The organism is Nonomuraea cypriaca (assembly GCF_015645445.1).
Classification (GTDB): Bacteria; Actinomycetota; Actinomycetes; order Streptosporangiales; family Streptosporangiaceae; genus Nonomuraea; species Nonomuraea cypriaca.
Window position 1 is genome coordinate 1 of record NZ_JADOGI010000313.1, and the last position, 10,171, is coordinate 10,171.

12 protein-coding genes are annotated in these 10,171 nt (G+C 66.1%); 6 read left to right on the plus strand and 6 right to left on the minus strand.

Annotated features, from left to right (window positions below):
• The 3 genes from ITP53_RS50225 to ITP53_RS50235 form a co-directional block, all read right to left on the minus strand.
• Positions 1-1,452, minus strand: a 1,452-nt coding sequence (locus tag ITP53_RS50225) for an ATP-binding protein (RefSeq protein WP_195902576.1), incomplete at its 3' end; no start/stop codon positions are given.
• 187 nt (positions 1,453-1,639) lie between these two features.
• Entirely contained in the window at positions 1,640-2,233 is a 594-nt protein-coding gene (locus ITP53_RS50230) for a LysE family translocator (RefSeq protein ID WP_328818417.1), read from the minus strand.
• Between the two features lie 37 nt (positions 2,234-2,270).
• The gene (locus ITP53_RS50235; RefSeq protein ID WP_195902578.1) at positions 2,271-3,149 is read right to left on the minus strand and encodes a LysR family transcriptional regulator; all 879 of its coding nucleotides are present in this window, start codon (positions 3,147-3,149) and stop codon (positions 2,271-2,273) included.
• 99 nt (positions 3,150-3,248) lie between these two features.
• On the opposite strand from ITP53_RS50235, the gene ITP53_RS50240 reads away from it, so the two are divergent.
• From ITP53_RS50240 to ITP53_RS50265, 6 genes are all read left to right on the plus strand, one after another.
• Entirely contained in the window at positions 3,249-3,773 is a 525-nt protein-coding gene (locus ITP53_RS50240) for a cysteine dioxygenase family protein (RefSeq protein ID WP_195902579.1), read from the plus strand.
• 71 nt (positions 3,774-3,844) lie between these two features.
• Entirely contained in the window at positions 3,845-4,345 is a 501-nt protein-coding gene (locus tag ITP53_RS50245; protein ID WP_195902580.1) for a pyridoxamine 5'-phosphate oxidase family protein, read from the plus strand.
• A 65-nt stretch (positions 4,346-4,410) separates the two neighbouring features.
• Entirely contained in the window at positions 4,411-5,022 is a 612-nt protein-coding gene (locus ITP53_RS50250; protein ID WP_195902581.1) for a winged helix-turn-helix domain-containing protein, read from the plus strand.
• Complete coding sequence (locus tag ITP53_RS50255; RefSeq protein WP_195902582.1) at positions 5,022-5,207, plus strand: hypothetical protein; 186 nt, start codon at positions 5,022-5,024, stop codon at positions 5,205-5,207. The genes ITP53_RS50250 and ITP53_RS50255 overlap by 1 nt, the downstream gene beginning before the upstream one ends.
• A gap of 586 nt (positions 5,208-5,793) precedes the next feature.
• Positions 5,794-6,891 carry a helix-turn-helix domain-containing protein gene (locus tag ITP53_RS60790; protein ID WP_195902583.1) on the plus strand — a complete coding sequence of 366 codons (1,098 nt, stop codon included), beginning with the start codon at positions 5,794-5,796 and terminating at the stop codon, positions 6,889-6,891.
• A 177-nt stretch (positions 6,892-7,068) separates the two neighbouring features.
• The gene (locus tag ITP53_RS50265; protein ID WP_195902584.1) at positions 7,069-7,434 is read left to right on the plus strand and encodes a hypothetical protein; all 366 of its coding nucleotides are present in this window, start codon (positions 7,069-7,071) and stop codon (positions 7,432-7,434) included.
• Positions 7,435-7,645: 211 nt separating this feature from the next.
• On the opposite strand, the gene ITP53_RS50270 is transcribed toward ITP53_RS50265, so the two are convergent.
• The 3 genes from ITP53_RS50270 to ITP53_RS50280 all read right to left on the minus strand — a co-directional run bounded on the left by ITP53_RS50270 (position 7,646) and on the right by ITP53_RS50280 (position 9,519).
• Entirely contained in the window at positions 7,646-8,530 is an 885-nt protein-coding gene (locus tag ITP53_RS50270; protein WP_195902585.1) for a reverse transcriptase domain-containing protein, read from the minus strand.
• A gap of 285 nt (positions 8,531-8,815) precedes the next feature.
• Entirely contained in the window at positions 8,816-8,983 is a 168-nt protein-coding gene (locus tag ITP53_RS50275; RefSeq protein WP_195902586.1) for a hypothetical protein, read from the minus strand.
• A gap of 185 nt (positions 8,984-9,168) precedes the next feature.
• Positions 9,169-9,519 (minus strand): DUF4288 domain-containing protein, encoded by a 351-nt coding sequence (locus ITP53_RS50280; RefSeq protein WP_195902587.1) that lies wholly within the window; start codon positions 9,517-9,519, stop codon positions 9,169-9,171.
• Between the last annotated feature and the right edge of the window lie 652 nt (positions 9,520-10,171).

A 10,171-nucleotide genomic window follows, 5' to 3' on the forward strand; every position in this document is an offset into this window, starting at 1 on the left:
GGCGTGCAGGGTTCGTTCGGTCAGGGTCAAGGGGCGGGTGTTGAGGTGGACGGTTGTGGTGTTGAGGCGTCTTAGCCAGCCGCCGGCGGCCGTGTCCAGGCGCCGCCACCACTCGGCCTCACCGGGCTCGCGGGCCAGGAGCAGCAGCCGTGTCCGGGGGTTGTGCCGGTGCCTGGCCAGCCGCCGTACCAGCTCGCCGACCAGCGGCGCGGACGGCTCAGGGTGGTCGACGACCAGCAGGGTGGGACGCAGCGCGTCCAAGGTCGCGGCCGGGTCGGAGAGCGGGACGCAGACGGCGTCGAGCGGCAGGAAGCCGGTGTCCCATCCCGCCTCGGCCAGTTCTTCGCACAGCTCGCCCGCCAGCCTGGTCTTGCCGGTGCCGCTGCGACCGGTCAGCACCGCGACGGACAACGGGGTGGCGTCGGCGGCCCACTCGCGAAGCTCCGCCAGCTCCTCCTGCCTCCCCAGGAACGGCACCACCGCATGGCGCGGCAACAGCAGCCGCCAATCGGGGCAGTCCTGGGGCGGCTGCTCGCGGGCGGGGATCAGGAGGTCGGGCAGGATCACAGAAGACTCGCCGCCGGCCACCGTTTCGAGCCGGCCGGGTGTGAAGGCGGTCAGTTCGCGGAACCGTTCGTCGCCGAGCAGGGAGGTTACCGGGATCGCGGCCAGGGAGTGACCCACGGGTCCAGGGGCGATCAGCCCGATGATCTGCTGGGCGGGCTCGGCGAGCAGGGCAGCGCCCGCCATACCCTCCCAGACGCCCGCCCCGCCCTCCCAGAGCGACGCGGGCGCCGAATCGAGCACGCTGACCGTCAGAACCTCGGACACGGCACTCGTGGGGGAGGCGACCAGGCACGACAACGTCTGCGCAACCCGCCGCCGCCCCGAGCCGGCGAATCCCCTCGCCACACACCGCAGCCGATGCACGCCCGACGCGCCGTCACCCGCCGGGGAACCTAGCCGGTACGCGCCTGACTCGCCGTCGCCCGCAGGCAAAGGCAACTGGTCCGCGTCTGACCCGCCGTCGCCCGCCGGAGAACGCAGCCGGTCGCCCGACCCGCCGTCACCCGCCGGGGAGCGCGGCTGGTACCCGCCCTCACCTACCAAGGAACGCCGGTACGCGCCGTCACCCGCCGGGGTATCACCGGAGATGGTCGCCACCCTGGCCCAGCGAACCTGGTCGATGCCCGGGACCGCGCTCCACGGCGACTCGGGGACCCGCAGCAGCACCCCGCCATGCCCACGCCACACCGGCTCGGCCGCCGCCCAGTGCGAGGACCACGGCGGGCGTACCCGGCACGGCGCAGCCGGATCCACCACGTCCGCGCAGGTCAGCACCAGATCGGCGCCGATCACGTACCCGGACCCGGTCACGCCGGCCAGGCCGTCGTGACCCGAGTGGACCTCGACGGCCCGTTCGAGCCCGAGGCGGTGTGGTGGCGTGTCCATGAGGTCCGCCTAATAGCTACGTCCCGGCGTGGAGGTCCGCCCAACTGCTAGGTCCCGGCGTGCCGTCCCCCCTGCCGTCTCACTATCGCACTATGCGAAGGAAATTTCCCGGCTTGTCGGCCCGTCAGACCGACTCGGTCGCGAGCCCGTCACGCCTACTCGGTCGCGAGCGAGAGCCGCGAGCCGGTCAGGCCTTCTCGGTCGTGAGCCAGGCCGCGAGCCCGAGGTACATGACCCCGCTGCCCACGTCGATCCGCCGCCGCGCGCGGGCCGACTTGCGGACCCGGCCGGCCAGCGCGGAGGCGAGCATCGCGTACGTGCCGTCAGACGCCATCCCGAGCACGACCCACAACACGCCGAGCAGCAGCATCTGCGGACCGACCGGACCGATGCCGGGGTCAGCGAACTGGGGCAGGAACGCCAGGAAGAAGATCGCCGTCTTGGGGTTGAGCACGTTCACCACGAAGCCCTGCCAGAACAGCCGTCCCTTCGACTGCACGCGCAGCTCGATCGCGGTCTCGTCCTCGTCCCTGCGCATCAGCTTGCGTACGCCGAGCCAGAGCAGGTAGGCCACGCCCACGTACTTCACTATGGTGAACGCCGTCGCCGAGGCCGCCAGCAGCGCGCTGATGCCCAGCGCGGCCGCGGCGACATGGACTACCGAGCCCGCGTGCACGCCGCACACCGAGATCAGGCCCGCGCCGCGGCCTTGCGAGACGCTCCGGGTGACGACGTAGAGCACCGCGGGCCCGGGAACCACCAGCAGACCGAGCGTTGCCACGCAGAAAACGGCAAGAGTTGAAATATCCGGCATGGGGTCATGTTAAGCGCGGCGTCAACGAGCTTTCCTGGAGGGCTTTGAGCTGCGCCTCGGGGGGGGGGGGGGGGGGCGGCTCGCCGTAGACGGCCGCGTACACGTGTCTGGTGGAGCCCGGGACCTCGGCGACCCGCACGTCCGGGTGCCGGTGGGCGCGCAGGGCCAGCCCCGGCAGCATCGTCAGGCCCAGGCTCGCCGCCACCAGCGCCTGCACGGCCACGATGTCGTCGCTGGTGAACGAGATGCGCGGCGCGTATCCCGCCTGCTCGCAGATCTCCAGCAGGTGGCTGCGGCACCGGTCGCAGCCGGCGATCCAGGCCGACTCCGCATGATCGGCGATTTCACCGGCCGGACCGCTGGACAGCAGGTAGCTGGGGTCGTCGAGGAGGTGGGTCATGCTGATGCCGTTGTCCTCGGGGGCGGTGTCGTCGTACCTGAAGATGACCGCGACGTCCACCCGGCCGGCGCGCAGCAGCCTGAGCGCCTCGGGCGGCTCGGTCTCGGTGAGCTGCAGGCGCAGCCCGGGATGCTGCCCGGCCAGCAGCGTGACGGCCTCAGGGACGAACGTCCCCAGCGCGGAGGGGAAGGCGGCCAGTCGCACGCGGCCGGAGCGCAGCCCCACGTGGGCGGCGAGCTCCTCCGCGGTGTCGTCGAGCCTGCCGATGATCTCCTCGGCCCGGCCGGCGAGCAGCCTGCCCGCCTCGGTGAGCCGGATGCCGCGGCCCACGCGCTGGATGAGCCTGGCGCCGGTCTCCGCCTCCAGCCGGGCGAGGTGGTGGCTGACCGAGGGCTGCGAGTAGTGCAACTCCCTGGCGGCCGCGGTCAGCGAACCCTTGCGGGCTACCGCGACGAGGACGCGCAAGCGTACGACATCGAGCATTCATCAACCATATCTATCGATGGCTCAGAAAACTTCTGTTGGACCTATTGGTAGGAACGTAGCAGGCTGAGAAGGAGAGATTTCCTACTAGGGGGATGTATGGCGACCACCACGGCAGTCAGGCCGGGACTCGACACCCTCGTGTCCGGCATTTCGGGCATTGTCGCTCAGCGGCTCGGAGTCCGCGAGACCGCGTACGCCGTCGCCGACCTGCTCCGCGACCGGCTCCCCGGACTCGACATCCTCACCCCGCAGGAGCGCGCCGGCTCACCCGGCACCTACGTGTCCCACGTGCTCCACGCCCAGGAAGACTTCTCGGTCGTCGCGGTCGTGTGGCGGCCCGGCCAGTTCACGGCGATCCACGACCACGTGTCGTGGTGCACGTTCGGGATCCTCAGCGGGATCGAGCACGAGACGCTCTACCGCGACATGGGCGACCACCTGGTGGAGATCGGCCGCGCCGACAACCGGCCGGGCGAGGTCAGCGGGTTCGCGCCGCCGGGGGACATCCACGTGGTGCGCAACACGAGCGGCGAGGTCGGGGTGTCGCTCCACGTGTACGGCGCCGACGTCGCCAGGCTTGGCAGCAGCGTACGCCGCGTCTACGACCTGCCGGTCAGGTAGCCCCTGCTCGCGATGAGTTCCTGACGCCGGGGGAGTCTACCCATGAGCACGCCGAACCCAAAGGAGTGATCATGGAACCGACCGCGGAGCTGGATGCCAGGTTCAGCGCGGAGAACGCCGCCCCGACGCCCTGGGAGCAGGCCCGCGACCAGTTGGAGCGGGCTGAGACGTACTGGCTGAGCACCGTACGCGCCGACGGCCGCCCGCACGTCACCACACTCCTGGCCGTCTGGCAGGACGACGCGATCTACTTCTGCACGGGCGCCGAGGAGCAGAAGGGCAGGAACCTGGAGGCCAACCGCAACTGCGCGCTCACCACCGGCGCCAGTTCCCTGCACGAGGGGCTGGACCTGGTGGTGGAGGGGACCGCCGAGCGGGTCACGGACACCGGCAGGCTCAAGCGCCTCGCCGACGCCTGGGAGGCCAAGTACGGCCCCGAGTGGCATTTCGACGTGGGCGACGGCGTGTTCCTGAACATCGCGGGCGGGGAGGCCCTGGTCTTCGAGGTGGCCCCCGCCAAAGTGCTGGGCTTCCGCAAGGGCGACTACGGCCAGACCCGCTGGCGCTTCTGAGATCGCGAAAGGAAATTTGCGCAATATAATTTGCGCAAATTTCCTTTCGTATCTACGGTTGAGGCATGGCCGCAGAGAAGACCCGTCGCATCAAGGACCTCGACACGCTCAAAGCGCTGGGACACCCGCTCCGCATGAGGCTCTTCCGCGCGCTCCGCATGACGGGCACGGCGACCGCCTCGCAGCTCGCCGACCAGGTCGACGAGGCCGTCTCCCTGGTCAGCTACCACCTGCGCAAGCTCGCCACGCACGGCCTCATCGAGGAGGCCGAGGGGACCACCGGAGACGCCAGGGAGCGCTGGTGGCAGCCGGTCGCCGCCACCCTCGTCACCAGGGACGAGGACTTCCGCGACGCCCCGGAGAGCCTCGCCGCCCACATCGCGGTGTCCCGCATGCACGCTCGCCAGCAGAGCGAGCTGCACGAGAGCTACCTCGACGCGCAGTCGGCCTGGGACGACGCCTGGCGCGGCGCGGCCTTCACCTCCGAATCACTGATGTCGCTCACGGCCGACGAGCTGAGCCAACTCAGGGAGGAGCTCAACGAGCTGGCCGTGAAGTGGCGGGCGCGCGGACAGGCGGCCCGCGACGCGGGCGACACCGAGGGCCGCGAGAACGTCGCGCTGCACATGTACGGCTTCCCGTTCCGCACCTGGACCCCCGGTGGCAAGGAGCAGTGATGTACCCCGAGCTCTACCTGTACGCAGAGAAGGTCCGAGCCCGCGAGCTACGCGCCGAGGCCGACCGCCACCGCCTGGCGGCCGCCTCGCCGGATTCGGCCGCGCGCGCCTGGCAGACCCGCCTCGGCTGGACCCTGGTGGAAACCGGCCTCCGCCTCGTCCACCGACGCGCCATGCCTCAGTAGAGTCCGAGCTGCTGCCGCATCGTTACGGTGTCCTGCTTGCAGGAAGGGACCCGACAGGCCCAGGTGGACCAGGTCGCGAAGTCGCTGGTGGGCGCAGAGCCCTCGGCCATGTCACGGACCGCCCAAGAACACGATTGCCTGCCGCCCAGCACACCTGCTCCCGCGTGCCGACTCCACCCCGCCCATCAGTTTCAGCACCTGCTTCGCCACCTCCACCTCAGCGTCCAACTCGCCAAGCGCGAGATGCGCCTCCGAGCGCCGCGCCAGGTAAGTCGTCTTGTGCCGATGGCGGCACCGCGCGCCTCCTGCTCGCCGTCGTACCGCCGTGCACGCCCACACTCTGCCGCGCACGGGCTTAGCTTGTGTCGCCGCCGGTCTGGGCGCTCTGGCAGTCTGGCCGCCAACCTGATCGGTCAAGCTGGGGCTGCCTGGCTTCGCCCTTCTGCTTGCTGGGCAACTGCGTAATGTCAACCGGACGACGTAGGACGTAAGGACGGCAAGGGGATGGGAGTTAATTGGCGCAATAATAACCGCGATTCGGCTTCACGGCCTCGCATCTCCGTAGACCCTGTGCGATTATCGCACTATGAAGGAGTCAGGAGAGTGGCTGGACATAGGTGAGCGCGTGCGTGAGTGCCGTATGGCAGCCGACATGTCGCAGGAGGAGTTGGCGTCAGCGCTGAAGCTCGACCGAACGATGATCGCGAAGATCGAGCGGGGCGTTCGCCGTGTCGATGCGCTAGAGCTCGCCAAGCTGTCGGCGGTTCTTCAGGTTCCCTTGGGTTACTTCCTCGAGTCGCCGCCTCTGGTCGTGTCCCGCCGCGCAGAGCTGGCAGACGATACCGTGACCGACGCGACACGGCAATCCCATCACTTGGAAGTCGCTCTCTCTACGTGGTTGGCTGACATCCGGCAGCTTGTTGAGATGAGAGCGTTCAATCCTCCTGACATCGAACGCTATCCCGAGGCGGTAGAGGACACTCTGAGTGCCCGCCGTGCCGCCGTATGGGTGCGAGATCGTCTGGGCCACGGCGATGAACCAATCGATTCACTCATGAGTGTGTGCGAACGGCTTGGACAGTTGGTCGCAGTGGTTGAGGTGCCGGGCGAAGGCGCCTCGTTGATCGAAGACGATCTTGCCGTGGCGGTTGTCAGCAGGCACGGTGATCCTGGCCGCCGGCGCGCGACCGCAGCTCATGAGCTGGGGCACCTCATCGTCGGAGATGAGTACTCCACAGACATCGGCATCCATGCGTCTCGTAACGATAGAGAAGCGATCATCGATGCGTTCGCTGCGGAACTTCTTCTCCCGGCCGCGGCATTTCGCGGCATCCCTCACTCGGGAGAGAGGGTTAAGCGCGAGGACTTGGTGGTCCTGGCTGCGCGCTTCAGGACCTCCTGGTCTTTGACGGTGCGGCAAGCCGTCGCAGCCGAAGCCATCGACAGCAGCGTCGCCAAAGAGATGCGCCAAAGAAACCCGACGCGTGCGGAGTTGATGGAAGCGGTCGGGTGGGCACCTCAACCGGATTTGGAAGCGGTCCGAGTGCCGCCGAGCTTTGCGCATGCGGTGCTGGAATCCTTCAAGAGGTCGCTCATCACAGAATCTCGGGCGGTCGAACTCATGCGAGGTCAGATCGTGGCAACCGACCTCCCGGGGCGTGATGACGCGGATTTCGAGCTGTGAGCGGCGCTGAGCCAGACCCCGTCTTGGTATTCGATGCGATGTGCCTGAGCCACTTCGCTCGTGCCGAGCGCTTGGACGTGCTGCGTGATCTTCTGGCGGGCACTACGTGCCTGACCACACACGTGGTGCGGGAAGAGATACGCGCGGGGGGTGCAGGCGCACCCGCTCCTCCGGACCATGCTGGACGCAGATTGGCTTGGGCTGGCAAGGCTCGATTCTCTGGAAGAGATCAAGTGCTTCGCTAAATGGGCACAGCGCATCGGATCCTCGGAGCGCGATCTGGGGGAGGCCAGTGTGTTCTCCGCGACCGAACTCTCCCGTGGGATCGCCATCACCGACGATCGAGAAGCCGTGGCCGTAGGAAGGGCACATGGCTTGGAGGTCCACGGCACTGTGTGGCTTCTTGCCTGTGCGGTTCAGGATGGGAAGCTCAACGAAGTAGCCGCTGGAAATATCGTGGATGGTCTGAGCGCGACAGGAATGCGTCTGCCGTGTACTGGTTCGACCTTCGGACCTTACGTCCGTCGCAACGGTGGCCCCTGAGGTTGACCACTTCGCCGTGATCGCTGTGCTCCGGACGATGACGCTCATCAACGCCTGCTGATCTACGCATCGCTCGATCAACCAAAAAAATGCCTTGAGCCGCGCCACCTCGGGCACCAGCACCGCCGAGTAGCCGGGGGGAATCTCACCCCCCGGCCCTCACAGAATCCGTACGTGACAGTCTCCCGTCATACGGCTCTTGTCGTTCTGGTCACCAGACACGGGGGACATGAGTGCTCCAGGCCCAATGGGCGAAGAACCGGGGGCGTCTTTCGACCGCCTGGTTCCAGGCTGATTGGGCCCGTTTCCTGCCCCGCAGCCGCTTGAACTTCTTGCGCATCCACCGCATCAGGTAGGCGTTGATGCGTTCCAGGAGGGGGTACAGCGCCGACTTGTAGAAGGCCCCGTAGTACGCCATCCACCCGCGAATGATCGGATTGATGACCCGTGCGAGGTCCGCTTCGGTCAGGTTGGTGCGGTGGTGCAGCCGCCAGGACCGCACCTCGGAACTGATCCTGCTCAGGGCTTCCCCGCTGATCGCGGGCATGAACGACAGGAACATCCCGCCGTCCTTGCGCACCGCGGTGCGTCTGCTCGATGACCCCTGGGGAGTTCCCCGGTTCCGCTCGCGCCGTGTCCCGTCGGGTAGTTGCAGTGGCGCGGCCAGCCAGCGCCGCACATACAGCAGGACCCAGGACTGGGACGGATCAGTGTGGGCGGCGACCGCCTTGAGGACCAGGTCCCACGGAACGCTGTCGAAGAACGTGCGGATGTCCAGGTCAATGACCCAGCCCGCCTTCCAGCAGCGCTCCCGGCACCGGCCCACCGCGTCGATCGCCGATCGCCCGGGACGATAGCCGTAGGAATCCGGATGGAAGACCGGCTCGGCCTTCCGCTCCAGAACCCGGGCAACCACCGTCTGGGCGATGCGATCCCCGATCGTGGGTACGCCCAGAATACGGACGCCACCTTTCTTGGGGATCTCCACCGCACGCACGGGGGGCGGAAAATAGGTGCCGGAGGCCATACGGTTCCAGATCCGGTAAAGATTGTTCTTCAGATCCTTCTCGAAGACTTCCGTCGACACCGCGTCCACACCCGCCGCGCCCTTGTTCGCCTTGACTTTCTCGTACGCCTCCCAGACGGATTGCTTGGAAATATTGAACGGCTTGCTGTTGCCTGTAACTGAGCTACGGTCCAGTAGCCCGGTTTCTGCTTAGTAACGCACCCCTCAAGATCACCCAGCGACGCTACCGGCAAGATTGCTAACTAACGGCATTGGCCTGTGGGGGTGTCCAGCACCGGTCAAGGAGAACGCGGAGATCGCCTGCGGTCGTCGGATGAGAACGTGTGTATCCGTACTCTCTTGTACCGTTTCGTATCACTGCAGCGCCGATTCCACCACGACCAGATCGGCTGCCAGCTCCGCTACCCACAACGCCAGCGCGGCCAACTCCTCATGCGATGAGCGGCGATCCGGGGGCAGCGATTTCCTCACCGCTCCGGATTGTGAGCCGAAGTGGCGATCAATGTCAACGACGGCCAGCATTCACGCGTCGTCGACAATCAAAACGACCTAAGCCAACGTCGCAACCATCGAACGATGATCTCAGGAATTGCGCAACTTCGGGGAACGCACGCGCAAGCCCTGAGAAGCGGTGCTTGTTCAGTTCGCAGGACTACGACTACTTGAACACTGTCCTGCGGCAACATTGATGCTCCCTGTGAGGGGCATCACGATTCCTGCTCACTTTCAAGCGATGAGAGCGAAAAGATATCCTTATACTGGGCTAGATCAAGAAAACTTCTTGAGTATAGGGTTGTGCTTTCTTCTAGCGAGTCATACAAGGCATTACGCACATCCGCCAGCCCTATGAATGACCAAGTAACGGACTCCCCATACTCGTTATGGTAGGAAATTTCGTCGCCGCGACCCTTTGCTTCTGCTGCGGTACGAGCATCTTCGATGGAGTTCCTGTATAGCAGAACCACATCTTCGCTGTATCGGGGACGTGCATAATTTCCTTCGACGTGGGTCACATAAACGAGAATCGCAATGTACGGAGTCCTGGTCTGCTCGTCCATGAATCTCTCTCCCAGTCCGCGCGTTTAGTGTCTGCACTGATTTACATGCTATGTGAGCAATAGACAGATCGATCGTCTGCGAGGCCGCATCCAACAGCCTCAGTCGTTAAGGTGCGACCGGCCGCCCGGCTCAGGTTGCGGATGAAAAGTAAGTCGCAAAGGCGAACTGCTACGCGATCAGTATGCCATTTCAACATCGGGTCACCGCTGGTTGGCGGCCCTCCTGAAAGCCGAGTTGATAGGACATCCCTTTCTCTTCCAGGCGAATTACGCCTTACTCAGTTTGGGGCAGCGATGGTGTGCCCGTCGAGCTCAGGCCGTCCACGTCCTGCTCGCTCAGATGCACCGCCAGCGCTGCCCCAGTCGTTCAACCGCTCGGCCTCACGGCTTAGCGTACTCGCCGTTCGTGAGTAGCTTCCAGGCCGTGCGCCCCGCAGTGGTGCGATCCACGTTGATCTGGGCCAGGGTGGCCTCGAGGTACTGGCCGGGGAACACCCGCCTCACCGATGCCAGACGGCATCGTGAGGTAAGCATTCACGCCATGCGCACCGGGTGACGATACGGCTGGATGCGTGACTGTCCGTCACTTTGATCGATTGTCTGGATGATGATGTGATCTTCCGGTGTCCGGCTTGGAGGAGATGTCCCGCGA